Source organism: Mesorhizobium sp. WSM1497, from assembly GCF_001672455.2.
GTDB lineage: Bacteria > Pseudomonadota > Alphaproteobacteria > Rhizobiales > Rhizobiaceae > Mesorhizobium > Mesorhizobium ciceri.
The window spans coordinates 2,366,225-2,392,311 of sequence record NZ_CP021070.1 but is presented as its reverse complement, the minus strand read 5'-3'; the positions used below and the strand labels follow the sequence as shown (position 1 = coordinate 2,392,311).

At 62.7% G+C, this 26,087-nt stretch carries 25 protein-coding genes and 2 pseudogenes; 18 read left to right on the top strand and 9 right to left on the bottom strand.

Annotated elements, in window-relative coordinates; all coding sequences use genetic code 11:
- Positions 1-144: 144 nt before the first annotated feature.
- Positions 145-387, bottom strand: coding sequence for a DUF1344 domain-containing protein (locus tag A9K65_RS11565; protein WP_013530037.1), 243 nt, complete (start codon positions 385-387; stop codon positions 145-147).
- A gap of 469 nt (positions 388-856) precedes the next feature.
- Here A9K65_RS11565 and A9K65_RS11560 point away from each other — a divergent pair, with 469 nt between their 5' ends.
- On the top strand, positions 857-1,327 hold the full coding sequence (locus tag A9K65_RS11560; RefSeq protein WP_224621473.1) for a DUF2314 domain-containing protein: 471 nt from the start codon (positions 857-859) through the stop codon (positions 1,325-1,327).
- A 13-nt stretch (positions 1,328-1,340) separates the two neighbouring features.
- On the opposite strand, the gene A9K65_RS11555 is transcribed toward A9K65_RS11560, so the two are convergent.
- Positions 1,341-2,291, bottom strand: a complete 951-nt coding sequence (locus A9K65_RS11555) for a DUF3137 domain-containing protein (protein WP_164747158.1) — start codon at positions 2,289-2,291, stop codon at positions 1,341-1,343.
- Positions 2,292-2,374: 83 nt separating this feature from the next.
- Positions 2,375-3,430, bottom strand: a complete 1,056-nt coding sequence (locus tag A9K65_RS11550) for a CapA family protein (RefSeq protein WP_064994501.1) — start codon at positions 3,428-3,430, stop codon at positions 2,375-2,377.
- Between the two features lie 107 nt (positions 3,431-3,537).
- Between A9K65_RS11550 and A9K65_RS11545 the strand changes: the two genes are divergently transcribed.
- From A9K65_RS11545 to A9K65_RS11515, 7 genes and pseudogenes are all read left to right on the top strand, one after another.
- Positions 3,538-4,803 carry a hypothetical protein gene (locus A9K65_RS11545; RefSeq protein WP_064994775.1) on the top strand — a complete coding sequence of 422 codons (1,266 nt, stop codon included), beginning with the start codon at positions 3,538-3,540 and terminating at the stop codon, positions 4,801-4,803.
- Between the two features lie 436 nt (positions 4,804-5,239).
- The gene (locus A9K65_RS11540; protein WP_064994500.1) at positions 5,240-6,844 is read left to right on the top strand and encodes a tlde1 domain-containing protein; all 1,605 of its coding nucleotides are present in this window, start codon (positions 5,240-5,242) and stop codon (positions 6,842-6,844) included.
- Positions 6,845-6,969: 125 nt separating this feature from the next.
- The gene (gene uvrB, locus A9K65_RS11535) at positions 6,970-10,107 is read left to right on the top strand and encodes an excinuclease ABC subunit UvrB (RefSeq protein ID WP_064994499.1); all 3,138 of its coding nucleotides are present in this window, start codon (positions 6,970-6,972) and stop codon (positions 10,105-10,107) included.
- 337 nt (positions 10,108-10,444) lie between these two features.
- Entirely contained in the window at positions 10,445-11,971 is a 1,527-nt protein-coding gene (locus A9K65_RS11530; RefSeq protein WP_064994774.1) for an ABC-F family ATP-binding cassette domain-containing protein, read from the top strand.
- A gap of 128 nt (positions 11,972-12,099) precedes the next feature.
- Positions 12,100-12,379, top strand: a pseudogene (locus A9K65_RS11525) (type II toxin-antitoxin system RelE/ParE family toxin).
- Positions 12,380-12,391: 12 nt separating this feature from the next.
- A complete protein-coding gene (locus A9K65_RS11520) occupies positions 12,392-12,691 on the top strand; it encodes a HigA family addiction module antitoxin (RefSeq protein ID WP_027039367.1) in 300 nt (99 codons plus the stop codon).
- A 144-nt stretch (positions 12,692-12,835) separates the two neighbouring features.
- On the top strand, positions 12,836-12,994 hold the full coding sequence (locus A9K65_RS11515; RefSeq protein WP_084015990.1) for a hypothetical protein: 159 nt from the start codon (positions 12,836-12,838) through the stop codon (positions 12,992-12,994).
- A gap of 16 nt (positions 12,995-13,010) precedes the next feature.
- Here the strand turns inward: A9K65_RS11515 and A9K65_RS11510 are convergent, their stop codons facing one another.
- Complete coding sequence (locus A9K65_RS11510) at positions 13,011-13,625, bottom strand: glutathione S-transferase (RefSeq protein WP_064994498.1); 615 nt, start codon at positions 13,623-13,625, stop codon at positions 13,011-13,013.
- 237 nt (positions 13,626-13,862) lie between these two features.
- Here A9K65_RS11510 and A9K65_RS11505 point away from each other — a divergent pair, with 237 nt between their 5' ends.
- Positions 13,863-14,291, top strand: a complete 429-nt coding sequence (locus tag A9K65_RS11505) for a glyoxalase/bleomycin resistance/extradiol dioxygenase family protein (protein ID WP_013530024.1) — start codon at positions 13,863-13,865, stop codon at positions 14,289-14,291.
- Between the two features lie 74 nt (positions 14,292-14,365).
- Entirely contained in the window at positions 14,366-14,719 is a 354-nt protein-coding gene (locus A9K65_RS11500) for a DUF1428 family protein (RefSeq protein WP_064994497.1), read from the top strand.
- 145 nt (positions 14,720-14,864) lie between these two features.
- On the opposite strand, the gene A9K65_RS11495 is transcribed toward A9K65_RS11500, so the two are convergent.
- Entirely contained in the window at positions 14,865-16,487 is a 1,623-nt protein-coding gene (locus A9K65_RS11495) for a sulfotransferase (protein WP_244514230.1), read from the bottom strand.
- A 195-nt stretch (positions 16,488-16,682) separates the two neighbouring features.
- Between A9K65_RS11495 and A9K65_RS11490 the strand changes: the two are divergent.
- Positions 16,683-17,138: pseudogene (locus tag A9K65_RS11490) on the top strand (EAL domain-containing protein); the annotation flags it as partial.
- A 31-nt stretch (positions 17,139-17,169) separates the two neighbouring features.
- On the opposite strand, the gene A9K65_RS11485 reads toward A9K65_RS11490, so the two are convergent.
- Entirely contained in the window at positions 17,170-17,607 is a 438-nt protein-coding gene (locus A9K65_RS11485; protein ID WP_064994773.1) for a Kazal-type serine protease inhibitor domain-containing protein, read from the bottom strand.
- Between the two features lie 501 nt (positions 17,608-18,108).
- On the opposite strand from A9K65_RS11485, the gene A9K65_RS11480 reads away from it, so the two are divergent.
- From A9K65_RS11480 to A9K65_RS11470, 3 genes are all read left to right on the top strand, one after another.
- Positions 18,109-18,321, top strand: coding sequence for a cold-shock protein (locus tag A9K65_RS11480; protein WP_006202520.1), 213 nt, complete (start codon positions 18,109-18,111; stop codon positions 18,319-18,321).
- Between the two features lie 320 nt (positions 18,322-18,641).
- Positions 18,642-18,854 (top strand): cold-shock protein, encoded by a 213-nt coding sequence (locus A9K65_RS11475; protein WP_013530020.1) that lies wholly within the window; start codon positions 18,642-18,644, stop codon positions 18,852-18,854.
- Positions 18,855-19,037: 183 nt separating this feature from the next.
- Positions 19,038-19,469: a BA14K family protein gene (locus A9K65_RS11470; protein WP_013530019.1), complete on the top strand. Its 432-nt coding sequence runs from the start codon at positions 19,038-19,040 to the stop codon at positions 19,467-19,469.
- Between the two features lie 127 nt (positions 19,470-19,596).
- Here the strand turns inward: A9K65_RS11470 and A9K65_RS11465 are convergent, their stop codons facing one another.
- The 3 genes from A9K65_RS11465 to A9K65_RS11455 all read right to left on the bottom strand — a co-directional run bounded on the left by A9K65_RS11465 (position 19,597) and on the right by A9K65_RS11455 (position 21,729).
- On the bottom strand, positions 19,597-20,235 hold the full coding sequence (locus tag A9K65_RS11465) for an MBL fold metallo-hydrolase (RefSeq protein WP_064994772.1): 639 nt from the start codon (positions 20,233-20,235) through the stop codon (positions 19,597-19,599).
- A 137-nt stretch (positions 20,236-20,372) separates the two neighbouring features.
- Positions 20,373-20,690 (bottom strand): hypothetical protein, encoded by a 318-nt coding sequence (locus A9K65_RS11460; RefSeq protein WP_013530017.1) that lies wholly within the window; start codon positions 20,688-20,690, stop codon positions 20,373-20,375.
- A gap of 145 nt (positions 20,691-20,835) precedes the next feature.
- Positions 20,836-21,729 carry a branched-chain amino acid aminotransferase gene (locus tag A9K65_RS11455; RefSeq protein WP_064994495.1) on the bottom strand — a complete coding sequence of 298 codons (894 nt, stop codon included), beginning with the start codon at positions 21,727-21,729 and terminating at the stop codon, positions 20,836-20,838.
- A gap of 246 nt (positions 21,730-21,975) precedes the next feature.
- Between A9K65_RS11455 and A9K65_RS11450 the strand changes: the two genes are divergently transcribed.
- The 4 genes from A9K65_RS11450 (at position 21,976) to A9K65_RS11435 (ending at position 25,923) form a co-directional block, all read left to right on the top strand.
- A complete protein-coding gene (locus tag A9K65_RS11450; protein WP_024505623.1) occupies positions 21,976-22,509 on the top strand; it encodes a MarR family transcriptional regulator in 534 nt (177 codons plus the stop codon).
- Entirely contained in the window at positions 22,496-23,215 is a 720-nt protein-coding gene (locus tag A9K65_RS11445) for a response regulator transcription factor (protein ID WP_013530014.1), read from the top strand. The genes A9K65_RS11450 and A9K65_RS11445 overlap by 14 nt, the downstream gene beginning before the upstream one ends.
- Positions 23,216-23,264: 49 nt before the next feature.
- Entirely contained in the window at positions 23,265-24,680 is a 1,416-nt protein-coding gene (locus tag A9K65_RS11440; protein ID WP_013530013.1) for an ATP-binding protein, read from the top strand.
- 220 nt (positions 24,681-24,900) lie between these two features.
- Complete coding sequence (locus A9K65_RS11435) at positions 24,901-25,923, top strand: glycosyltransferase family 1 protein (RefSeq protein WP_064994494.1); 1,023 nt, start codon at positions 24,901-24,903, stop codon at positions 25,921-25,923.
- Positions 25,924-26,087 lie beyond the last annotated feature (164 nt).

Genomic DNA, 26,087 nt, shown 5'->3' with positions numbered 1-26,087 from the left:
AAACCATAGCGGCGCCGCCGGGACGGCGGTTTGCCTGGCGTCGAGGGTGAAGGGCACGAAATGGCCGGTCCCCGGAGGACCGGCCAGAATGGAACAGGGTCTGAAATTGCGTCAGCAGGTCTGCCGACGCACGATGCCCTCGCCTTACGAGGCCTTCTTGATCGACGTCACGATGCCGGTCTTGTCATCGACGGTCACCGCCACCTTGGCGCCGACCTTCAGTTTCCCGATCGTCGCTTCGGGCGACAGCTGGTAGATCTTGCCGTCGTCGAGGGTGATCGACTTGGTCGTCGGATCGACGGCCTGGATGGTGCCCTGAACGGTCGCGGCATAAGCGGTGCCGAGGAAGGCGAGCAGAGCAGCGGTGGTTGCGAGGGTCTTCTTCATTGGTAAGCACTCCGTGCTGTTTCACTTTTCCGGACCGCCGCCTTGGGAAACGACAGCACCGGACGGCCTGAAACTGGACGGAAAGCGCACCCTCCGCAAATCACATTGGGTGAATTTTCGCAAACAATATCATAGGCTTAATTCCGACACATTATCTGCGACCTAGATCATTTCAGGCCGCTTCGGCTCCCCCAATGAACGCACTTCTGTCCGCGAAAAGAGTCACTTGGCCGATTGTGACGGGCGGCTTTCGATCACCACGCAGCCGCCGCAATCCATCTCGGGCGGCATCACGAAACAGAGCGCTGACCGATCGTCGATACACATTTTGTTTCGCGGATCAGTTCAAAAACCGCCACGCCAACGCTGATCAAACTCGCGCTACGGTTGCAAACCGACGTCGAATGCGGGATGGTGTCGACCGTTGACATGAAGGGGGCCTTCCATGAAGCTTGCAGTCCGGACAGCGATGTCCCTGATGCTGGCGCTTGCTCCAGGATTAGCCGGCGCACAAGCCACGGATCCGGGCGACGACAAAACAATTATCTTCACTCCCGGCGACCCAGAGATGGCAGCGGCGACCGCGCAGGCGCTCGCCAGCCTGGACGACTTCCTGGCACTGTCCGAGGCGCCTCCCGCCGACACAGAGAGGTTCAAATTGAAGGTCAAGGTACGGGACGGCAACGTCACCGAACACTTCTGGGTCATACCGTTCCGCCGCACCGAAACCGGATTTGTCGGCATATTGGCAAACCAGCCGGAGGAAGTGCACAACGTCGTCCTCGGCCAGAACATAGAATTCACCAGGGACGATATTTCCGACTGGGGATACACACGCGGCGGACGTCAGGTCGGCAGCTTCACCGTGTGCGTCATGTTCAACAAAATGTCGAAAGAAGAGGCGGACTACATGCGTGACAAATACGGCTTCGAGTGCTGAAAGCGCAGCCCGATCAACCCGCTTCGTCCTTCGCGCCGATCTTGCGCACAAGTGCCGCCGTCGCCAGCATCGCGCCCATGTCCGATATCATCGGCGCGACATGCCTGCTGTAGTCGAGCGGCACCGAAATATCCGGCAGCTCGAAGAAGTTCTTCGTCTGCGGCAACAGTAGGAAACCATCGCTGCCGTTGAGCGCGACGCGGGCTGGGTCGTCCGGCCAGGTTTCGCCAAGCCATTTCAGCGCCTGCGCCAGCCGGCCGCTCACCAATGGCTGTGCCGCCCCGAGATTGTCGGTGCGGAACTCGTAGGCGGCATCGAGCAAAGCATCGCCGCTGGACAGCTCTTGCAGCTTGCTGGCAAATATGCCGCGAAAGAAGCTGATCACCGCGTTGGTCCGCCGCGTCGCCACCAATATGCCGGGAAACGGCGCGATGGTCTCGAAAGCGACGATGACGCCCTGGAAGGCGGTCGAGGAGCCCTTGCCCGACCCTTCCCGCAGATGCGCCTCGTACAGTTCGAACGGAAACCCCTCATAGCGGCCCGCCACGATGTCGTCGAACGCCTGCCGGTTGAACGGACCAACCGCCGTGCGCGGCAACCGGTCGAAGGAATTCGGCGTCACGCCATGCTGGTAGCGCATGTCGGCGATGAAGCCGAATATGATCGGCAGCAGCGTCTCGCGGAACGATTGCTGCAGCCGCGTCGCCGGTTTCCTGGCCTGGAAATAGAGCAGGATCGAAGCCGCGAAGCCGATCACATAGAGAAATACATGCGGCGTCGAGACCCATTGCTCGTTGGGGTCGGCGACCTTGTTGAACAGCCAGGCGACCAGCACCACGGCCACCAGCACCAGCCCCACGAACACCGGCACCCGCCAGCGCACCTGCCGGACCGCCGAAGCCCTCGCCGCTTCATAGGCCTCGATGTCTTTCCGGATGCCGGCGATGACCGTTTCACTCGGCATGAAATCCGCTGATTCCACCGCTACCCCCGCAATCCTGCCTCTGCGGGAGCATGATAGTTGGTTTTGCAAGGGCCGCCAGATGGTTAAGCGGGAACGCCTTCATCGGTTGGTGGAGAAGGGAAGACCGCTTTCAGTCGCTCCGCGACCCTGTCACGCATTCGGCCCTCCAAAGCCTCCACCAACACCAGCCGCTCGTGGTCGCCAGCGCGCAGGCGCATGAAGGGATGCATCCGGTAAGACGCGATCCTGCCGCGCGTACCGGCATCGGCACTGACATCGACAATGAGGATAGAGCCGATGCGGCCCGGCCATGGCTGCCGGGCAAAGGCGGTACCGAGGAAATCGCCGAGCCCATAGGCGACGATCGTCCCGTCAATCTTTTCCACCGGCTGCACGACATGGGCATGATGGCCGGCGATCAGCCTGACGCCCTGCCCGGCCAGCCGCCTGGCCAGCGCTCGCGTCCCGTCGCGCGGAAAATGTCGGAACTCCCAGTCCCAATGCGGCACGGCGCAGAGAAGGTCCAAGCCAGCGGGTGGCCAGCTCGCCGGATCGCTGTCCATCGAAACGCGCCCGGCAAACAGTTTTTCATCGGCGTTCCGCCACAGCGTGAAGGCGGCGAAGCCGATATCAAGCGATCCAACCTGAATCGGCACAACCGGACCGTCGGCCAGGCCGATCGTGCGGATGCCGAGCCGCAGCAACGCCGCGATTGTCCCGTCGAAACCGGCGATGCCCTGATCCAGCACATGGTTGTTGGCCAGCGACAGCACGAGTTTTTCGCGCGCAACACCAACCGCCGTCAGCGCCTCGGCCAGGAATGGCTCGCTCATCGCATGATGCGTGCCGAGCCTTGTGCCCAGCACCGCGCTTGGCCTGTCCACAACAGGGCTTTCGCAATTGCCGATCACCAGATCGGCAGCGCCGAGCAGCGCCTTGATCGCCGGATCGCAATCCGGCGCGCTGCGGTTGGCCACCGCCGAGATGTCGCCGACAAAGGCAAGCCGCACCGCTTGCTTCGGCGGTGGATCCATCAGCGTCCCGGCCATCGGCGCAAAGTCTTGAGCGTCGCCGGCCAATGACGGCTTCAGGAAACGCGGCAGCCAGGACAGCTTGTAGGAAAACGGATAATTCGACACGCGATGCCCAATTGTTTGCCCTGTGTAGACCGTCCGCCGGGCGGGTTGAAGCGCGGCGCTGCAAATGGTGTATGTTTGCACTGCGCGACAAACATTGGGGGGAAAAGATGACACGACTGGCAGGCCTGCTGACATCCGCTTTCATTCTGCTCCTGCCGCTGTCTTCCGTGTCGGCGGCAATGCCAGAAGCGGCAACCACATTGTTTGAGGCGAAGACCGTGGCCGCGCGCGACACCGCTCTCTCGACGCTGGAGGCTGCCGCGCCAAAAGACCCGGCATCCGCCTATGCGGCCGGGGCGGGCGAGTTCTTTACCGCACTGGAGATCCTGGCCACCGGCCTGCACCGTCATGGTTTCGAAAGCCCGCAATCCTTCATGCTGCCGCTGATGCGGTTGCCGGTGCCCGACAATCCCAATCCCGAGCCGCTCACTTACGAGCAGTTCCGCGCCATCCTGGTCGGCTTCCGTGACCGGCTGGAGAAATCCGCAGCCACGTTTGCCTCGGTGCCGCCCGATGCCGATATCGGCATGGTCATCGATCTCACCCATGCCGGCATCGACCTCAACGAGGACGGCAACATCGCGCCGGACGAGAGCATGGCGGCGATCATCGCCTCACTCTCGCGCGGCGGTATCTCGTCGGACGCCGCCGCCCCCACGCTCACCTTCCGCTTCGACCGCGCCGACGGCTACTGGCTGCAGGGCTATGCCGAGTTCCTGATGGCGCAGGCCGATTTCTGGCTGGCGCATGATTTCAGGAGCACCTTCGACGGCTCGTTTCACATGCTGTTCCCGCGCGCCAAATTGCCGCTGCAGGATATTCTGGTGCCGCCGGCCGGCGACATGGGCTCGAGCATCTTCTCCTCGGAATGGCGCATCGCCGATTTCATCTCGATGGTGCATCTCGTCAACTGGCCGGTGATCGAACCGGAGCGCCGGCAAGCGGCGCGCCGCCACCTGCTGGAAATGATCCGGCTGTCGCGCGAGGACTGGAAGGCGATCCGCGCCGAGACCGACAATGACCGCGAATGGCTGCCTGGACCGCAGCAGAAGGGCGAGAACCCGCTCACCGGCCTCGAAGTCGGCGAGGAGCAGGTCCAGGCCTGGCTCGCCGCCTTGACCATGGCCGAGGATCTCCTGGAAGGCCGCAAGCTGCTGCCGCATTTCCGCGTCACCGCCAGTACTGGGCTTGGCATCAACATGAAGCGCTTCTTCGACGAGCCAAAAAACTTCGATCTCGTGCTGTCGATCACCGGCCCGGCCATCGCGCCCTACCTCGAAAGCGGCGAGCTCGCGACCAGCGACGATTTCGACCAGATCCAGCGCCAGTTCGGCGGCGGCGGGTTTTTGACGTTTGCGCTTTGGTTCAACTGAGGGTGGGCCGTTTGAGGCCGCCTTCCCGCGAGAAATCTAGCATGGCAGGCGACAGTTTTACCGGAAACACGCGCGCCTTTTGTAGGCAGGTCTGCCGGCAGTCGGTTCGCTGCATACACCGCGCGGAGGCGCTGCGTAAAAATTAGCAGTGGCTGTTTTGCTTGACTCGGCCGCCAAAAACAGGCAGCAAAACCAGGTCGGAAGGGCGACAACACCACTTTCCTGGCCGTGGACGAAGGCTGATTTGGCCAAAATCCACATCTCGTCGTTGGTTTTGAGAGGAATTGATTAACCAACTTTGTCCATATTTTGAAGCAATCGGCAACCAACTACAGACGCGGCAAACGCGTCGGGGACCACCTGGGATCACTCACAGAATGGTCGTCGCGGCTCTCAAGGCCACGTACGGGGAAACCGATTGAGCGAGATTGGTTGCATGGCGTTGTTGAGTACACACAAAAAAAACCGGGGACAGCGTGAGGGCGGCGAGTTCGTCGATGCTCCACGTTCCCCTTCCTTCAACGCTGGCCGGGTGGCCCGCTGGGTCGCGCTGCCTTGCGTCAGCACCGCCATCGGCCTTTGGTTGATCGGCACCATGGCTGGCCTCAGTTCCGTCGGCGCCTCTCTATCGGCAACTTCGGTTGGCCTGCCCCAGACACTGTCGACACCGGGATCGCTCGCACTTGCCGATCCGCTGAAACAGCATTTTTTGAAAGCACCCTTCGTGCTGGCCAACGCCAATGGCGGCACTCAGGCCCTGCATGATCATTCGGTGCAGTGCGGCGCCAGCTGTTTCAAGCTGGCCAGGGTAAGCGCTGGGGCGGAAAAATCCGGACGCCTTGTAGCGCAGGCAAAGCCGATGCCCGCCGCCGTGAAGTCGAAGGCGCAGGAGCGCTTCGAACGCATGGAAGCGTCGCTTTCGCCGATGAAGCTGGCCGCTGCCTTTGCCGACGCCGGAAAGTCTGCCGCCAGTGCCAACACCCGCCCGGTGATCTCCACAGTCGCACCGCGAATTGCCGAGGCGTCGTTGGTGCCCTCCGTCCAGCTCACAGCCAGCCTGTCCGATAACATGCCAGTTCCGGCGGCCGAACGTTTCGCCCGGCTGGATACCGACTCGGTGGTCGTTCAGACCGCACCGCCGCCGATGGGCTTTGCCCAATCCGGTACGCCGGACAATTCGCAGTTGGCGCTTGCTCTGGTGCAGTCCCTGCCGGCCGACGACGAGGCGTTCGCCTCACCGCTGCCGATCGAGGAATCGTCAGCCGATGTCGTGGTCTCACCCGTCGAAACCCAGCAGGATCAACCCGGCGATGCCGCCTCCCTGCCGGACGCTCTGACCGACGACGTGCCGTTGCCGACCCGGCGTCCGCAATTCGACGCGCCGCAGCCCAAAGTGGTCCAGCAGGAGCCTAAGTCCGTCCAGCAGCCGAAATCCGTTCAGCAGCCGAAGCCGGCACGCGAGACGGTCCAGCAGGCCCAGCCGGCAAAACCGACGCGGCAAGGCCGGCCGGCCGATGGCGGCGATGTGCTGGCCTATGCCAAGCCCGACACGCCCTCGGGCGGCCTTGGCAAGGCGTTCAGGAACCTCTTCAACTCGCCAGCCGCCAGGAGCGGAGCCGGCAATGGCGTCGCCGTGTACGACATCAGCAGCGCGACCGTCTACATGCCTGACGGCTCGAGGCTGGAGGCGCATTCAGGCATCGGCGCCATGGCGGACCAGCCGCGTTATGCCGACCAGAAGAATCGCGGACCCACGCCGCCCAACACCTACAATCTGTCGATGCGCGAGTCGCGCTTCCACGGAGTGGAGGCCTTGCGCCTGACACCGGTCGATGGCCGCAACAAATACAATCGCAACGGCCTGCTGGCCCATACCTACCTGCTCCGGGGCCGCTACGCCCAGTCGAGCGGCTGCGTCGCCTTCAAGGACTATGCGCGCTTCCTCGCCGCTTTCAAGAAGGGCAAAATCAAACGCCTCGTCGTGGTGCCGCGCCTGAACGGGTCGGCGACGCAGGTCGCATCAGCCGCCAGGGGCGTGTAACGACAAGAGGCTTTCGGGCGCCTTCCCACTGCTCCTGACAGCCTGCTGTCAGGAGCAGCGCTGTCCGGCACGCCTCTCCCCACCGCGCTCTTTCCATTTTGGCCAGGAAATCCCATATTCGGGACATGGCCAAATCTCCCGATCAGAAAACGCCGCCGACGGCGAATGACGACCGCGCCGCGCCGAAGCGGCGCAGCCCGCTGACCGATTTCCTCGACGCCTCCGAGCCGCTGCACAAAGGCGGCTTCGCCGAGATGCCGCAGCCGGAGCTCTCTGGCACGCCGCTGACCGGTTCGATCGCGGATTGGGCCGAGCAGATCGAGCAGGAAGCCGAAAACGAAGGACGTCTTGTCGCCAAGGGTGACGGCGGCAAATCGCCGAAGCCGTCGAAGAAGATACCCGAGCGCTCAAGCTCGCCGGGGCGCAGTTCGCGCGGCACCTCGATGGGTGGCGCGGCGTCAGCCAGGGAGCGCACGGCAGCCGGCCTCAATCCGGTCGCCGGCCTCGACATCTCGCTGGAGGACGCCGAGACCATGGCCTCGGGCAGCGTCACCGCGACGGTGGCGGCACTGTCGGCGCTGATCGAATCCGGCAATCCGCTGCACAAGGACGGCGTGCTGTGGACGCCGCACCGCCCTGCCCGCCCCGAAAAATCCGAAGGCGGCATCGCCATCAGGATGGTGTCGGAGTTCGAGCCGGCCGGCGACCAGCCGACCGCCATCAAGGATCTGGTCGAAGGCGTCGATAACCACGACCGCACCCAGGTGCTGCTCGGCGTCACCGGCTCAGGAAAAACCTTCACCATGGCCAAGGTGATCGAGGAGACGCAGCGGCCTGCCTTGATCTTGGCGCCGAACAAGACGCTTGCCGCGCAGCTCTATTCCGAGTTCAAGAAATTCTTCCCGGAAAACGCCGTCGAGTATTTCGTCTCCTACTACGATTATTACCAGCCGGAAGCCTACGTCCCGCGCACCGACACTTTCATCGAGAAGGAATCCTCGATCAACGAGCAGATCGACCGCATGCGCCACTCGGCGACGCGTTCGCTGCTTGAGCGCGACGACGTCATCATCGTCGCCTCTGTGTCCTGCATCTACGGTATCGGCTCGGTCGAAACCTATACGGCGATGACCTTCCAGATGCAGATCGGCGACCGGCTCGACCAGCGCGCGCTGCTCGCCGATCTCGTCGCCCAGCAGTACAAGCGGCAGGACATCAACTTTGTCCGCGGCTCGTTCCGCGTGCGCGGCGACACCATCGAAATCTTCCCGGCCCACCTGGAAGACCGCGCCTGGCGCATCTCGATGTTCGGCGACGAGATCGAGCAGATCACCGAATTCGACCCGCTGACCGGCCAGAAGACCGGCGAGCTGAAAAGCGTCAAGATCTACGCCAATTCGCACTATGTGACGCCGCGCCCGACGCTGAACCAGGCGATCAAGTCGATCAAGGAAGAGCTCAAGCACCGGCTTGTCGAACTGGAGCGGGCCGGCCGCCTGCTTGAGGCACAGCGGCTGGAACAGCGCTGCCGCTTCGACCTCGAAATGCTGGAAGCCACCGGCTCGTGCGCCGGCATCGAGAACTATTCGCGCTATCTCACCGGCCGCCAGCCGGGCGATCCGCCGCCGACGCTGTTTGAGTACATTCCCGACAACGCACTGGTCTTCATCGACGAAAGCCATGTCACCGTGCCGCAGATCGGCGGCATGTATCGCGGCGACTTTCGCCGCAAGGCGACGCTGGCCGAATACGGCTTCCGTCTGCCGTCCTGCATGGACAACCGGCCGCTGCGCTTCGAGGAGTGGGATGCCATGCGTCCGCTTTCGGTCGCGGTCTCGGCGACCCCTGGCGCCTGGGAGATGGAACAGGCCGGCGGCGTCTTCGCCGAGCAGGTCATCCGTCCGACCGGCCTGATCGATCCGCCGGTCGAGGTCCGCCCGGCCAAGAGCCAGGTCGACGATGTCGTCGGCGAGATTCGCGATACCACCAAGGCCGGCTACCGCACCTTGGTCACCGTGCTGACCAAGCGCATGGCCGAGGATTTGACCGAGTATCTGCATGAGCAGGGCATCCGCGTCCGCTACATGCACTCCGACATCGATACGCTGGAGCGCATCGAGATCCTGCGCGATCTGCGCCTCGGCGCCTTCGACGTGCTGGTCGGGATCAATCTTCTGCGCGAAGGCCTCGACATTCCCGAATGCGGCTTCGTCGCCATTCTCGACGCCGACAAGGAAGGTTTCCTGCGATCGGAAACCTCGCTGATCCAGACCATCGGGCGCGCCGCCAGAAACGTCGACGGCAAGGTCATCCTCTATGCCGACCAGGTGACCGGCTCGATGGAACGGGCGATGGCCGAAACCAACCGTCGCCGCGAAAAGCAGATGGAGTGGAACGCGGCCAACGGCATCACACCGGAATCGGTCAAGTCGCGCATCTCCGACATTCTCGATTCGGTCTACGAGAAGGACCACGTCCGCGCCGATATCTCGCAGTTCACCGACGGTGCCGGCGCCATGATGGGCAACAACCTCAAGGCCCATCTCGACGCGATGGAAAAGCAGATGCGCGATGCCGCGGCCAATCTCGACTTCGAGAAGGCGGCCCGCATCCGCGACGAGATCAAGCGCCTGCGTGAGATGGAACTGTCCATCTCCGAAGACCCGCTGGCCAAATACGCCGACATGGAAAGCCCGGCCTCCGGCCGCGAAAAGGGCAAGCACAACAAGGGCGTGGCCAAACATCGTACAGCAGAGGAACAGGAGCGTTTTCGCAAGCTCGACGCAGCGCGTGCCGCCGAAGAGGCAGCCAAGGCTGCCCGGCCCAACCTCTTCCGCAAGCCTGATCTCGACGAGATGGGCGCCGATGGCACTGTGCCGGTGAAAAAGCCGCTGTTTTCGAAACCCTCGATCGACGACATGGGTCCAGGTACCGACATGCCGACGCCGGCCGGCGCGGTGTCGCGCTCGCTGTTCAAGAAACAGTCGGCATCCGAGGCACATGGTTCCGATTTCGGCATTCCCGGGGACGCCACAAAGCCGCTGTTCAAGAAGAACTCGCTGGACGAGATGACGGTGCGGCGGACGGAAAAACCGATCGAAGGAAAAGTTCCGGCCAAGCCGCAGCCAATCTCCCCCCTCGTGGGGGACGAATCCGCCAAGCCAGTTGTTCGCCAGCGAACAGGCATTGGCTCCTACGAAGACCCCGCCGACGCCCGTCGGGAAAAGCGCCGGCCGGGCAAGACGGGTAGGCCGGGAAAGTAGCGCCTTCCCCTTCTCCCAGAAGGGGAAGGGAAGCGCTCCGCCGCCGCCGCATTCCGCCGACCCACTTGCCACCAGCCCCGCCTTTGGTGTAATCGCTCCCCACACTCGAACGTCTTGAAAGGAGGGCTCACGTGTTTACGTTTCATCGTCACCATCGTCAGCGTGGCCCGATTTCTGCCCTGCGAGCTTGCTTGCAGGGCTGACCAGGGACGGTCCGGGTTTTTCCCGCTTCGATTTTTTGGTCTGCCCTTCGTGGTGCGTAATGCCGAGCCTGATGGCCGGAAAGCGCACCGTCAAAGTGGACCGGAGTAGCTCCGGCAAGACCAGAGAAATCAAAATGGCCCTGATCAGCCTCAAATCCCTCGGCGTCACCATGAGTGCGCCGCTGTTTGCCAATCTCGACCTCACCATCGGCACCGGCGACCGGCTCGGCATTGTCGCCGCCAATGGCCGCGGCAAGTCGACTTTGCTGAAATGTCTGACCGGCGAGATTGAGCCGACCTCCGGTGACATCATCCGCACGCGCGGCCTGCGCGTCGGTCATGTCGAACAGTCGGTTGCCCAGGCCCTTCTCACCCGTACGTTCCGGCAGGTGGTGGCGGATGCCTTGCCGTCCGAGCGGGCCGAAAGCGAGATGTGGCGTGTCGACGTGGTTCTGGATTCACTCGACGTGCCCGAGCCGATGCGCGAGCGGCCAATGCAGGCGCTGAGTGGCGGCTGGCAGAGGCTTGCGCTAATCGCACGCGTCTGGGTCACCGATCCGGACGTGCTGTTGCTCGACGAGCCGACCAACCATCTCGACCTTGTCCGCATCAGCCAGCTCGAAACCTGGCTGAACACGCTGCCGCGCGAGGTGCCCGTCCTCATCGCCAGCCACGACCGCGCCTTCCTCGACGCCACCACCAACCGGACCCTATTCCTGCGCCCGGAACAGTCGCCGGTGTTTGCCCTGCCCTACTCCCGCGCCAGGCAGGCGCTCGACGACGTCGACGCCTCGACCGAGCGCAAGTTCCAGCGCGACATGAAGGCGGCGCAGCAATTGCGCCGGCAGGCGGCCAAGCTCAACAACATCGGCATCAATTCGGGCAGCGACCTTTTGACGGTGAAGACCAAGCAGCTCAACCTGCGGGCCGAAAAACTGGAAGAAGCGGCCGCACCGGCGCACCGCGAAAAGTCGGCGGGTGCCATAAAACTGGCCAATCGCGGCACCCACGCCAAGGTGCTGATCACGCTCGACGACGCGGCTGTGGAAACACCCGACGGCACCCCGCTGTTTCGAACCGGCAAGCGCCATATCTGCCAGGGCGACCGCATCGTGCTGCTCGGCCGCAACGGCGTCGGCAAGTCGCGCTTCGTCACCCTGATCCGCAATGCCATTGTCGAACCGGACACGGTGCCGAATGTGAAGGTGACGCCGTCGACGGTGCTAGGCTACAGCGACCAGGCGCTGTCGGGCATCAGCGGCGACGACACGCCGCTGATGCTGGTCTCGCGCCGCTACGATGTCGGCGAGCAGCGTGCCCGCTCGCTGCTGGCAGGCGCCGGCGTGGTCATCGAGATGCAGGAGAAAAAGATCGGTGCGCTGTCCGGCGGCCAGAAGGCGCGGCTGATGATGCTGGCGCTGAGGCTCGCCAATCCCAACTTCTATCTGCTGGACGAGCCGACCAACCATCTCGACATCGACGGCCAGGAAGCCCTGGAAGCGGAACTGCTGGCACATCAGGCAAGCTGTGTGCTCGCCTCGCACGACCGCTCCTTCATCCGCGCCATCGGCAACCGCTTCTGGCTGATCGAGAAACGGCGGCTGACCGAAGTCGAAGACCCAGAGGATTTCTTCCGCTCGGTGGCGGAGGGCGCTGGCTAATCGGCGAACAAAACTGCCAATGAAGTTCCGGCCTGTCGAGCGCAGGCCGGAGTTTCGTATCATGTTACGAGACGTCTTTTTGACTTCCGAAGCGTATCATGCCATGGTACGCCACTCGGGTCGGCAAGATGATACGCTCCTTCAAAGACAAGACCAGCGAAGCCGTTTCGAACGGCAAGGCTCCGAAGGGCTTCCCATCGGACCTTGTCCGCTCAGCCCAGCGGAAGCTGTTCATGATCGACAACGCCGCCGAACTGTCGGATCTGAAGACCTCCCGGCAACAGGCTTGAGCCGCTGAAAGGTAACCGTGCGGGCCAGCATTCGATCCGCATCAACGATCAATTCCGCGTCTGCTTTCGGTGGGTGGAAGGGCAAGCGGAGGATGTTGAAATCACCGACTATCATTGAAGAGGGTTCAAAATGCTGAACATCAACCCACCTATCCATCCCGGAGAAATTCTCCGTGAGGAATATCTCGTGCCGCTCAATCTGAAGCCTTACACGCTGGCCAAAAAGCTGCATGTGCCCCGCACACGCATCGAGCGCCTGGCCAGCGAGACGACACCGGTAACGCCCGACACCGCTTTGCGCCTTGCGAAGTTCTTCGGAACCACGCCGCAGTTCTGGATGAATATGCAGGCGAGCTACGACCTCGCCGTAGAGGGAGAGGCGAAGAAGGCCGATCTTGAAACAATCGAACGTCTACAAACCGCGGCCTGAAGTAATCGCGTTAGCAACAACCCGCTTCAAGCAGGCTGCGGAGCTAGCGATAGAAAAATCTCGGCGGTCTGTCGGATAGCCTCAGCCCGTCGCGTCCTTGGGATGCCGACACGATGATGCCGGCCCAACCCAGGGAGAATTATCATGTCGGTTCTTTCGTCCATCGGTCGCATCGCAACCCGGTATGCGGCAGCGCGCGCTCGTCACCGCAGCGAACGCGTCCTGCGTTCACTGCCTGCCTCGCTGCGCAAGGATATCGGGTTTCCGGACGTCTTCGATGCGCAAAACGGCCGCCGCCTCTGACCTCGCGGGGCGCCAGTCAGTCATGCGTATCGCCCGAAAGCGGCGTCGCCTGCATCGATACGCGTTTTTCGAAAGCCTCGAACCAGCGCGTCAGCAGTGCCCGTGAGCGAAAAGGCGGAAGGTGACGGAACGCCATCCAGGACAGCGTGGTGGCCAAGGCGATGTGGCCGATATGGAGCGGCGCCTCGTCGTCCAGCGTGCTCTCGATCCAGTCGTAGCTCGCCTCGATCTTTTCCCGGTATCCGTCGGCGAGAGCACCATAGCGCAACTTTTCGGGTCTCCTTTCCGTCTCCCAGCGCAAGGCTATACCCGTCTGCGCCAGGCCCTGGGCGACCGCCTGCAACCGCAATGCCTGCCAGCGCGCCTCGCCGTCGTGCGGCAGCAGCTTGCGACCGTCATGCAGCGTGTCGAGATAGGCGCAGATGACATCGGAATCGAAGATCGGCGACGCGTCGGGCCGCAACAGCACCGGCACTTTGCCGAGCGGGTTTTCGGCGTAGACGCGGGCATTGCGCAAGGTCGGACTGGTCTCGTGATGAATGACCTCCAGCCGATCGGCAATGCCAACCTCGTGGGCGAAGACGAGCGCCTTGCGCGCGAAGGGTGAGTGGGTCTGATAGTAGAGGATCATTGTCGTCCCAGGATTTGAAGAGGCGTTCGCCTGATCCATCTGTTCTAGCCTGCGAGCCGAGAGAATTGCGCTCTGATTGGGCGCGGTCGACGCAAGTTCGTTTCACGCCTCTCGTCCAACTGCGGCTGCGTGGACTGTCCAGGGCCGGTCGGCCAAAAAAATCTGCCGGCCATGTAGGAACGCCGGCACCTCATCCGTCCTTTGGCTCGCAAGGCCAAACGCAAAGAGGAACAACAGATGACCGATCAGACCCCCGTTCAGCCCGCGGCCAAAGTGCTCGGCGGATTGACCCCCTATCTGCAGCTGGATGGCGCCTTCAAGGCTGCCGAATTCTACAAGAAGGCCTTTGGTGCCGAGCAGGTCTTTGCCTATCCGGCGGACGAAAAAGGGCGCACCATGCACATCCACCTCCACATCAACGGCTCGACGCTGATGCTCTCCGACTTCTATCCCGAAAACGGCATGCCTGCCGTCAAGCCGCAGGGTTACACCATGCAGCTTCACCTCGGCAGCGACGACATCGAAGCCTGGTGGAAGCGCGCCGTCGATGCCGGCTGCGAAGTCGCCGTGCCGCTCCAGATCATGTTCTGGGGTGACCAGTGGGGCAATATGCGCGACCCGTTCGGCGTCGAATGGGCGATGAACGCGCCGGTCAAGAAAGCCTGATCTATCGCAAATGGCGAAGTCCCTCACCGGCTGGCGTCGGTGAGGGATTGTGAACTTCCAGGAGGAGACCCACAATGTCCTATGTCGATGGCTTCGTGCTTGTCGTGCCCAAGGTAAATCTCGATGACTACAAGAGGCTGGCCAACCTCGCAGGCCCTATATGGATGGAACACGGCGCGCTCGGCTATGTCGAATGCATCGGCGACGACGTGCCCTATGGCGAGGTCACTTCGTTCCCGCGCGCCGTGCAGGCCAAGGACGACGAGATCGTCGTCTTCGCCTGGGCCGTCTATGAGTCGCGGGAGAGCCGCGATGCCGTCATGGCCAAAGTGATGGCAGATCCGCGCCTGAAGGCCGATTGGGCGGACATGCCGTTCGACGGGAAGCGCATGATCTTCGGTGGCTTCAAGCCATTCATAGAGCTTTGAGCAGCCGGTAGCAGATTGGCAGAAGCCCCTCAGCTTCGTCATCCTAGGACGAAGCAGGAGCGAAGCTCCGTCGTGAAGACCCTAGGGTGACGACGCGGGTGCTTAGGCCAATCTCTAAGGCCACGATCAGCTAGAGAGCGTTGCGCTAATCCAGCCTGTCCAGAAGCGGCTTCAGCCGGTCACCATAGCGCTTCCATAGATCGACCGACCCCTGATACATCGGCTGGCGCACCTGTGCGGCTGAAGCCGTGCGCACCGGTCGGTCGGTCTCGTGGAACGATAGTGCCGCGTCGTCCCAGGGCAGGCCGAGATGGGCGATCAATGCCCGCGTCTGGCCTTCCTGGTCGGCGACAAAATCCTCGTAGCGTACATCGTGCACGACGCCTGGCAGCACCGTGTGCCAATGCTTCATGATGTCGGTGTAGAGATTGTGGAAGTCGGCGAGCTCGCCGAGATCGTAGCCATAGCGATGGCTGTCACCGCGGAAATGCACCTTGTAGATCGACAGGCAGGTGGCCGCCGCATCGCGCGCGCAGTGGATGATCCTGGCCTTCGGCATCATCATGTGGATGAAGCCGACAAGCAGGAAGTTGCCCGGCATTTTGTCGGTGACGTGGCGCATGTTCGGATAGCGGGCATGGAGCATGTCGAGATAGGCTTGGCCTGCCTCGGCAAAATCCGAATCGCCCGTATCCGATACGCCCCATGGGAAGCCACCCGGCATGGTCGCCGGGAACTGCCTGCCGACCGCCTTCTTCAAGATGCTGAGCTCGCCTGCGCCATAGACCTGCGGATGGCTGGCGATGATCTGCTCGACCAGCGTCGTGCCCGAACGCGGCATGCCGACGATGAAGATCGGCGTGTCGTCGCTGATTGAGCTGGGCCTGTGCTTCTCGAAGAAGCCGGCATCGAAGGTGGCCTTCATCGCCTCGAACTCGGCCCGCGTCCTGGCCTGGTCGTAGTCGATGCCTTTGCGGCGGATCGCATTGCCCTCGGCGAAATAGTCGAAGGCCCGGCCATAATCCCTGAGATCGTCATTCGCCTTGCCGAGTCCGAAGGACAGCTGCATGCGCGCCAGGCTGTCCTGCGGCGCCTTGGCATGCTGGGCTTCCATGCCCCCAAGTTCGCTGTCGCGCTCCTTCTGGCGCTTGACCTGCGTCAGCATCAGCCAGGCTGTGGCCATGGCGGGGTTGATCGCCAACGCCTGCCGGAACAGGTCGGCCGCCTCGTCGAGCTTGCCCTTTTCCATCAACCCGACGCCGAGCCCGTGCAGCAGGTCGGCATCCTTGGGTCGGATCGCCAGCGCTTCGCGGAAGGCAGCCAGCGCCTCATCCAGCCGCCCGGCTTCCTGCAGGGTTTCGGCAAGCCCGATGCGGGCGCGCACATGAAATGGGTTGCGTGCAACCGTGCCGCGATAAATCTCTTCGGCCTCTTCGAACTGGCCGACCTGTTTCAGCGATGAGCCGAGATTGTCGCGCGCCGCGAGTTGGTCCGGCCGCAGATCCACTGCGCCGCGGAAGAAATCGATGGCCGCAGCAGGGCGGCCGAGGTCGCGCATCACCGTACCGAAATTGTTGAGGAAATCGGGATTCGTCGGCTGCAGGCTCACCGACCGTTCGATGAGATCCAGCCCTTCTTCGCTGCGCCCGGTCTGGTGGAGCAGCAGTCCCAGGAAATGCGCCGCGGCCGCGTGCTTGGGCTGACGCGCCAGCACCTGCCGGTAGATCGTCTCAGCCTCTTGCCGGCGCCCGGCCTGATGCAGTTGCAACGCCTGCTGCACATACTGGTCGAGGCCCAGCGGCGGCTGTCCGCCTGCGCCAGACCTGGCTCCCGCACCCGCCGCTCGTCTTTGATCTCTGTTGATGGGAAACCTACCGTGTTTTATCCGCCTGTGGCGATCTAGGCCATCGGCGCCGCAGGTTCAAGGCTTCGCTTGCTGTCTCGTCCTTTCGTCGGTGCGGAAAGATCAAATCAGCACACCGCGATCCGGCCCCAGCAAATCTGGCTCGAGGCCACGGAGCGCGCGTTCATCGATATCAACTCGGCCCGCTCAACGCTCGTTCGTGCCCGCGAACTTGGCCACGCAGTGGCAATCGACGACTTCGGCACCGGCTACTCCAGCCTGTCCTATCTCGAGGGGCTGCCGCTCGATGCGCTCCTAATCGACAAATCGTTCATCGATACGATCAGCACGAATTCCGCCACCAATTCCGTCACCGCGCATATCATCGACATAGCCAAGACACTAAAGCTGAAGATCGTTGCCGAAGGCGGGGAAACGCAGGCGCTGGCCGACTACCTCGCGGCGCGCGACGTCGACTACGGCCAGGGCCGGCTGTTTGCCAGACCCATGCCCGCGTCCGAGTTCATCGCCGACTGTGTTCATCGCCGACTGTCGCCAGGTGAGCCGACGGCTTGATGCTTGTCGTCCTCAACGAGGCGCAGCGTTCTCAGCACGGCCCGTCGCCAACGACGCGATAGTCCGCGGCACGGGCTTCGCAGGAATTGGGGAAGGTGCGCATCTCGCCATGCCGGCGCGCGCACACCGGCGCATATTCGCGGGTGCAGAACGTCTGCTCTTCACCACCGCCACCGCCACCGCCACCGCCGCCACCGCCACCGCCGCCACCGTCGCGGCACGGACCGTCGCGCACGATGCGGTAGCCGGCCCGGTCGGCAAGACAGGCATTGGCGAAGGTCTGGCGATCGCCGCCGCGCCGGGCACAGACCGGCTCGTACTGCTTGCTGCAATATTGCGGTTCCGGCCGGGGCGGACGCGGACGCGGCCCTGGTCCGTCATCGACGACGACCGTGCAGGCGGCAAGAAGTGCCGACAGCAACAGGATGACAAAACCCTGCCGCGAAAAGATTGCCGCCAGATATTTCATGATGATCTCCCACGATCGCGTCCCCGGTTGCCGATCCTCGCCATTCCCTTGCCAAATGCAACCCCCGTTTGCAGCCCTTTCAGTCGGAAACGCGCTGGGGCTGTAGGCGGCGTCGACTTCCTCGGCCACCTCGACATCTGGCCCATTCGTGGCCCGATTCTGGCCGATGACCCGGCAGGCAAGCAAGCCTATGCCGAGCCCATCGATGCTCAGGTCAGTCGATTGATGCGTCGGGACGCGCCAGTACGGCGGCCCGCGGCGGTATCTTGCAACCATCACGTTTCCGTGCGATAAATTCCGTGTTCGGGCATTTGCGACCCGGAGAGCGGAACGTTTTGGACGACCTTTCCCCGATACTGTGAATCTCTGACGGCCCCGTTTTCGGCGGGGGGTTTGACCATGCGCCAATGCATGACTGCCGAAGCAACCACCGGGAACTGCCCTTTGCGCCAGGCGGCGGGCGGGACCACCAAAGACTGAACGGGTGAAGGAGTTTCCCCAATGGCCCAGACCGGCACCGTTAAATTCTTCAACGCGACCAAAGGCTTCGGTTTCATCACGCCCGATGGTGGCGCCAAGGATGTGTTCGTCCATATCTCCGCGATCGAAGCCTCGGGCTTGCGCACGCTCGTTGACGGCCAGAAGGTCACCTTCGACGTCGAGCCGGACCGCATGGGCAAGGGCCCCAAGGCCGTCAACCTCCGCGCAGCCTGAGCCATCGGCGCGCCGCATGTCACTTAGACGTGCGACGGAGGCTCCATGCCTGCACCTGGCCTGGAGAGGGATCTGAATTTTGAAAGGCGCGGCGATCTTCGTCGCGCCTTTTCCTTATCGAAGGCGCGGGCCAGTGATGTCGCCCAAGCGGCCGGGTTCTGGGCAACGACTTGCATAAAAACAAAGACCCGAAGCATGCCGCAACGTGCTTTAGACGCCCGCAAAACTTTCTCTTGCCGATGACGCTAAAATAAAGGACAAATTTCCACTCGGGCATTTGCCGGCCCGAGACTGGAGTTTATGGGACAAAGGAGCTTCCCATGCCGCAGACCGGCACCGTCAAATTCTTCAATCATGCCAAGGGCTTCGGCTTCATCACGCCCGATGATGGCGCGAAGGATGTTTTCGTCCATATTTCAGCTGTGCAGGCGTCCGGTCTTCCCGGCCTCGAGGATGGGCAGAAAGTGTCGTTCGATACCGAGCCGGATAAGCGCGGCAAGGGTCCCAAGGCCGTCAACCTGTCGGTCGGCTGAGCCGGCTTCGAACCGGCGCTCCCGGGCAGATCGCTCCCTTGAGAGCCTGTGATTTTTGACGTCCGTTTTGAATAAACACGTTAAAATCCGTTCAGCCCCCGTTCAGCCACGGTCGCATATTAGTCTTCGGTAAAGCCGGACCGCATCCCCGAAACTGCACGGGCCGGAACGAAGGAGACCGACATGAACCGAATTTTCAAAACCGCCGTCCTGGCCGCTGCCGTGGCCGCCACCACGCTCACGGCCTTGCCCGCCGCCAATGCGCGCGACTGGCGCCGTCATCATGGCCATCATGGCAATGGCGATGCCATTGCCGCCGGCGTGCTCGGCCTCGCGGCCGGGGCGCTGATCGGTGGCGCATTGGCCAATGACCGCCCGCCGCCCGACGCTGACCGCTACTATGATGACGGTTACTACGATCGTGACGTCGTGGTGCGCCCGGCCCCGGTCCGCCGCTATTATGCGGAGCCGCGGGTGGTCTACGCCAATCGTTATGCCGAACCGTGGACGCGTGACTGGTACGAATATTGCTCGGACCGCTACCGCAGCTTCAATTCCCGTACCGGCACGTTCACCGGCAATGACGGCGAACAGCATTTCTGCACTGCCAACTAACCAAGGGCTTCCCTGCCCCAAAACAGAAAAGCGCTGACCGCAAGGCCAGCGCTTTTTTGTTGTGGTCTCTACAATGTCAACGGTCTGCTTGAGGCTGATGAAAAACAGCTACGGTTCCGAGCCTGGTTCAAGTCAAAAAAGGATTGGTCCGCCTCTCCTCGCCAAAACGTCCGCCGGCACCGTGGCCACAGATGAAGCCGATGTCGTCGCCGAGCGGCAGGAGCTTGTCCTTGATCGAAGCGATCAGCGCCGTGTGGTCGCCGCCCGGCAGGTCGGTGCGGCCGACCGAGCCGCGGAACAGCACGTCGCCGACATGGGCGAACTTGGCTGCGCGGTTGTAGTAGACGACGTGACCGGGCGCATGGCCGGGGCAGTGCAGCACCTCGAACACATGGCCGCCGAACGACACGGTCTCGCCTTCGGCCAGGAACCGGTCGGGCACGCAGTTGCGCGCCCCGGCGATGCCGTAGCGCTTGCCCTGGTTTTCCAGATTGTCGAGCAGCGACTTGTCGGCCTCATGCGGACCGATGATCTCGATGCCGAGCGCCTCCTTCAACTCCATTGCACCGCCGGCATGGTCGATGTGGCCATGCGTTATCCAGATAGCTCCGGCTGAGATCGCATTGTCCTTCAGCACCGCCAGCACCTTGTCGATATCGCCGCCCGGATCGACGACGACGCCATGCTTGTCATCCATGTCGAACAGGATGGTGCAATTCTGCTGGAACGGTGTGACCGGCACGATGCCGGCATTGAGCTGACCCATGATCGTCCTTTCGATGTTCACGGGTGATGTAGAGGCGCGGACAAAGGGCGTCCACCCTCGAAAGACGAACAGTCAGTAGCCCCAAAACGGAAATGGGCGGCCGAAGCCGCCCATTTGAAAAGACCGAAACGGCCTGCTTACTTCTTCATGGCGCCCATGACCGCACCGAGAATGGCGGTCAGGATCGCGCCGCCGCCGGCGCCGCCGACGATGTTCTGCAGGTTCAGCGCGCTGCCGAGACCGCTCGTTGCTGCTGCCGCAGCCGCCGGATCGACCGCACCGCCACCCAGCAGGCTGCCGAGGATCGCCGCACCACCGACGCCGCCAATGGCTCCGCCCAGGATTTTGGGAAGCTGACCCATCGCCGCCGTCTTGAGCGCCGCACCGACCGCCTGACCACCGATGATGCCAGTAATCACCTGTATGATGATCGGAAGAAGCGTGTTCATGTCCATATGATTAGTCCCTCCATAGCTGTCAGCCTCCCGGGCCGACACCATCATGAGACGCCGAATTGGACGAAAGTCAAATGCAGAAACGCTGAAATAAAAGGGGCGGCCCGAAAACCGCCCCTACTTCCTAAAAAAGCTGTGACTTTCGTTATTCTGCGGCGATCGCGTGCTTGGGCTGAACGGCCGCAGAATAGTCATTCATAAGATTCTTGGCTATTTCGCCGACCTCGAATCGGTAAGGCCCGATCTCCGAAACCGGCGTCACTTCCGCTGCCGTCCCGGTCAGGAAGCACTGCTCGAAGCTTTCCAGCTCTTCCGGCAGGATGGCGCGTTCAATTACCTCCAGGCCGCGATCCTTGGCCAACCCGATGACCGTGCGGCGGGTGATGCCGTCGAGGAAGCAGTCGGGCTTGGGTGTGTGGATCTTGCCGTCCTTGACGAAGAAGATGTTGGCTCCGGTCGCTTCGGCGACCTGGCCACGCCAGTCGAGCATCATGGCGTCGGCATAGCCCTTGGCCTCGGCGGCGTGCTTGGACATGGTGCAGATCATGTAGAGCCCGGCGGCCTTCGACTTGGAAGGCGCGGTGCGCGGGTCGGGCCGGCGCCATTCCGCCACATCGAGACGGATGCCTTTCAGCTTCTGCGCAGGATCGAAATAGCTTGGCCATTGCCAGATGGCGATGGCGCAGTTGATGCGGTTGTTCTGCGCCGAGACGCCCATCTGCTCACTGCCGCGCCAGGCGATCGGCCGGACATAGGCGTCCTGGAAACCCTGCTTCTTGAGAAGCGTGGAAGAGGCGTCGTTGAGTTCGGCCACCGAATACGGGATCTTGAAACCGAGCAGGCGTGCCGATTCATGCAGGCGCTCGGTGTGTTCGTTGAGCTTGAAGATCTCGCCGCCATAGGCGCGCGCTCCCTCGAAAACAGCGCTGGCGTAATGCAGCCCGTGCGTCAGCACATGGATCTTGGCGTCACCCCATTGGACGAATTCGCCGTTCATCCAGATGAAGCCATCGAGTTGATCGAAGGGAACGGATGCCATGGTAACCTCCCACGGGCGGCAGCCCGGATAGTTGTATCGTTGTGTGTTTCGTGTCGGCCGCCCAAAGCGGCTTTTATGGTGGAGCGTAGGCGGATAATTGCGCTCTGGCAAACTTAGGAAATTCCGGAAAAACCGGCTTCCCTTGCCTTTTCGTTCGCAATCCGCCCAAAAGCTTGTCAAAAATTACCATTGCAGGGAAATTACGTCAATAGTACTGACATAATCTCTCTTTCCCACGGAGAAATAATGACGGATCGAAGCCCAGCCGCCGGAAAACCGATCAGGACCGCAATGTCGGTCGAGGACGGCATCGACTTCGCCATCATCGAGCTGCTCTTCTTTGCCTATCGCGACTTCACCTCCGATCCGGACCAGATCCTGGCCGATTACGGCTTCGGCCGGGCCCACCACCGGGTGCTGCATTTCGTCAACCGCAGGCCGGGCCTGACGGTCGCCGAACTGCTCGACGTGCTGAAGATCACCAAGCAGAGCCTGGCCCGTGTGCTCAAGCAACTGATCGACACCGACCATATCGTGCAGTTGCAAGGTCCGCGCGACCGCCGCCAGCGCGAACTTTATCCGACAGCCAAGGGCCGTGCGCTGGCGCTGGCGCTGGCGCGGCCACAGTCGCGCCGCATCCATGCTGCATTGGGGGATTCCGGAGTAACCGAACGGACCTTGGTGGAACGGTTCCTCGAAGCGATGGTCAATCCGGAACTGAGGGCGCAGATCGACGTTGGGTCCGCAAAAATGTCAGGGAAAAGCCATGGAGAGCACTGAACGGGTCGATCACGCGGCCGCGCCGGACGACGACGCGCCGCATCTGCTTGTCGTCGACGACGACACCCGCATCCGCAATCTTCTCAAGCAGTATCTGACCGAAAATGGCTTTCGCGTCACCGTTGCCGGCAATGCCGGCGAAGCCAGGCGCAAGCTTGCCGGCCTCGACTTCGACCTTCTGGTGCTGGACGTCATGATGCCCGGCGAGACGGGCGTCGACCTGACCAAGTCGCTGCGGGCCGAAAAGAACGTACCGATCCTGATGCTCACAGCGCTGTCGGAGACCGACAGCCGCATCTCAGGGCTGGAGGCTGGCGCCGACGACTATCTGCCAAAGCCGTTCGATCCGCGCGAGCTGATCCTGCGCATCAACAACATCCTGCGCCGCGGTGGCCCGGCGACCACGCCCAAGGTCGAGCAGTTGGTCTTCGGCCCCTATACCTTCCAGATCGCCCGGCGCGAATTGAAGCGTGGCGGCGAGGCGTTGAAGCTGACCGATCGCGAGCAGGAGATCCTGGCGATCTTCGCCGCGCGGGCGGGCGAGACGATACCCCGCCACGAGCTTGTCGGCGACGATTCGGAAGTCGGCGAGCGCACCATCGACGTCCAGATCAACCGGCTGCGCCGCAAGATCGAGCGCGATCCGTCCAATCCGGTCTGGCTGCAGACCGTACGCGGTATTGGGTATCGGCTCAGCGTGGAATAGAATGCCGCCTGCGGCCGGCTGAACGGCTGCGGGCAAGCGAAAAGAGCGAATGGCAACCACGGAACTGGAACAGCCGGGCAATGGCGGCTTGAGCGCACGCGCCGCGCGGACGCTGAAGGCGGTGCCGCGCGCCTGGAACCGCTTCTGGCGCCTCGTCTCGCTCTATATGCCCAAGCGGCTCTATGCCCGCTCGCTGATCATCGTCATCGCGCCGATGATCCTGCTGCAATCGGTCGTCGCCTTCGTCTTCATGGAACGTCACTGGGCAACCGTGACGCAGCGCCTGTCGCAGGCCACCGTGCGCGACATCGCCGCCATCATCGACCTGATCGAGACCTATCCGCGCGATGCCGACTACACCAACATAATCCGCATCGCCCAGGACCGCATGCAGCTGAAGGTCGACCTCTTGCCGCCCGACCCACTCCCCGCGCCCGGTCCAAAGCCGTTTTTCTCGATTTTGGATGATGTTCTCTCGTCCGAGATCACCCGCCAGATCAACCGCCCGTTCTGGATCGACACGGTCGGCAACTCCAACATCGTCGAGGTGCGCGTGCAGCTCGAGGGCAAGGTGCTGCGCGTCTTCGTGCGCCGCAGCCAGGCCTATGCCTCGAACACCCACATCTTCCTGATCTGGATGGTCGGCACCTCGCTGGTGCTGCTGATGATCGCCATTCCCTTCCTGCGCAACCAGATCCGGCCGATCCTGATGCTTGCCGAAGCCGCCGAAAGCTTTGGCAAGGGCCGGCCGATGCCGCGCGATTTCCGGCCGCGCGGCGCCGAGGAGGTTCGCCGCGCCGGCTTTGCCTTCATGCAGATGCGCGAGCGCATCGAACGCCAGATCGAACAGCGCACCGCCATGCTGACCGGCGTCAGCCATGACCTCAGAACCATCCTCACTCGCTTCAAGCTGCAGCTGGCGCTTTCCGGCGGCAAGGCCGAGACCAAGGCAGCGCTCGACCAGGACATCGACGACATGCAGTCGATGCTCGAAGGCTATCTGTCCTTTGCCCGCGGCGAAGCTTCGGAAGACGCCGGACGGTTCGATCTCGAGGCCTATTTCGAAAAGCTCGACGAGGAAGCCAGGCTGCGCAAGCGTAAGCTGTCGACGACGCTTGCCGGCGATCACGATGTGCATGTGCGGCCCAATGCCTTTGCCCGGCTGATGTCCAACGTCATCGGCAACGCCTTCCGCTATGCCAAGACGGTGGAGGTCAACGCCACCCATGGCCGCGGCTCGCTGCTGGTCACCATCGACGACGATGGTCCGGGCATTCCCGCCGATCGACGCGAAGACGTGTTCAAGCCTTTCGTGCGGCTCGACGAGGCCCGCAACCTCGATGCCAGCGGCACCGGGCTCGGCCTGTCGATCGCCCGCGACATCGCCCGCTCCCATGGCGGCGACATCACTCTTGAAGACAGCCCGCTCGGCGGACTGCGCGCCATCATCAAGGTTCCGGCATAACCGGGCACGATTCCGAAAAGTGGAAACCGCTTCATCCGCCCGTCATGAAACCATGATCAAGAGCGCGCATGAAGCGCGCGACCTCAATTGATTCGGCCTTGCCGCCTCACTTCGACCCCGTACCTGTCCGGGTGCGCTGGAGCGAAGCGAGAGCAGCAGGCTGGTCGCCGTTCCGGCATCGTCTCAAGGCAACCGTCGACCTTTCAAGCAAAGGGCCGCCATGCGCATACTGATGGTCACCGATGCCTGGCGCCCGCAGGTCAACGGCGTCGTCCACACGCTGGAGCGGCTCACCGAGACGCTGAAGTCCTTCGACGTCGCGGTGGATTTCCTGACGCCCAATATCTTTCGCACCCTGCCCTTGCCGACCTATCCCGACATCAGGCTGGCGCTGACCACGCCCGGCCATGTCGCGCGCCTGATCGACGCCGGCAAGGCCGACCACATCCACATCGTCACCGAAGGACCGCTGGGCCTCATGGCGCGGCGCTATTGCCGCAATGCCGGCCGTCCATTCACCACCAGCTATCACACGCGCTTTCCCGAATATCTCAGCGCCCGCCTGCCGGTGCCGGAAAGCTGGGCCTATCGCTGGCTGCGCGATTTCCATAATTCCGGCCAGGGCACGCTGGTGGCCACCCAGTCGCTCGCCGACGACCTTTCCGCGCGCGGCTTCACCAAGCTGCGGCCATGGACGCGCGGCGTCGACACCGACCATTTCCGCCCGGACAGGAAGAAGGACCTCGGCTTCCCCGGCCCGATCTTCCTCTGCGTCGGCCGCGTCGCCATCGAAAAGAACCTGGGTGCTTTCCTCGACCTCGACCTGCCCGGCAGCAAGGTGATCGTCGGCGAAGGCCCCGAGCTTGCCAGGCTGAAGGCGAAATATCCGCAAGCGCATTTCCTCGGCCATCGCCCCAACGACGAACTGGCCGAGATCTATGCCTCGGCCGACGTCTTCGTCTTCCCGAGCCGCACCGACACGTTCGGCAACGTCATCATCGAGGCACTGGCCAGCGGCACGCCGGTTGCCGCCTATCCGGTGACCGGGCCGATCGACATTGTCGGCGATGGTTTTGGCGGCGCGGTCTCCAACGATTTGCGCGAGGCCTCACTCGCCGCGCTCAACGTCGACCGTGCCGAAGCCCGCGAACGCGCCATGCGCTACAGCTGGAAGGCCTGTGCGGAAATGTTCCTCGATACGGTCGAGGAAGCACTGGGCACACCGCGAAAGCTGGCGGCCTGATCGTGCTTTTCGTTATCCAAGGGCGAAGCTGACACACCGCCACGGATGACAAAGCGCGGCGACGCACAATCAACCGTTAGTCTGCCACGGCACCTTGTTTCAAAGAGATGTTCGGCATGACGTATTGTGCGACTTCGAAGCCATGACCAAGTCAGATTGACAAC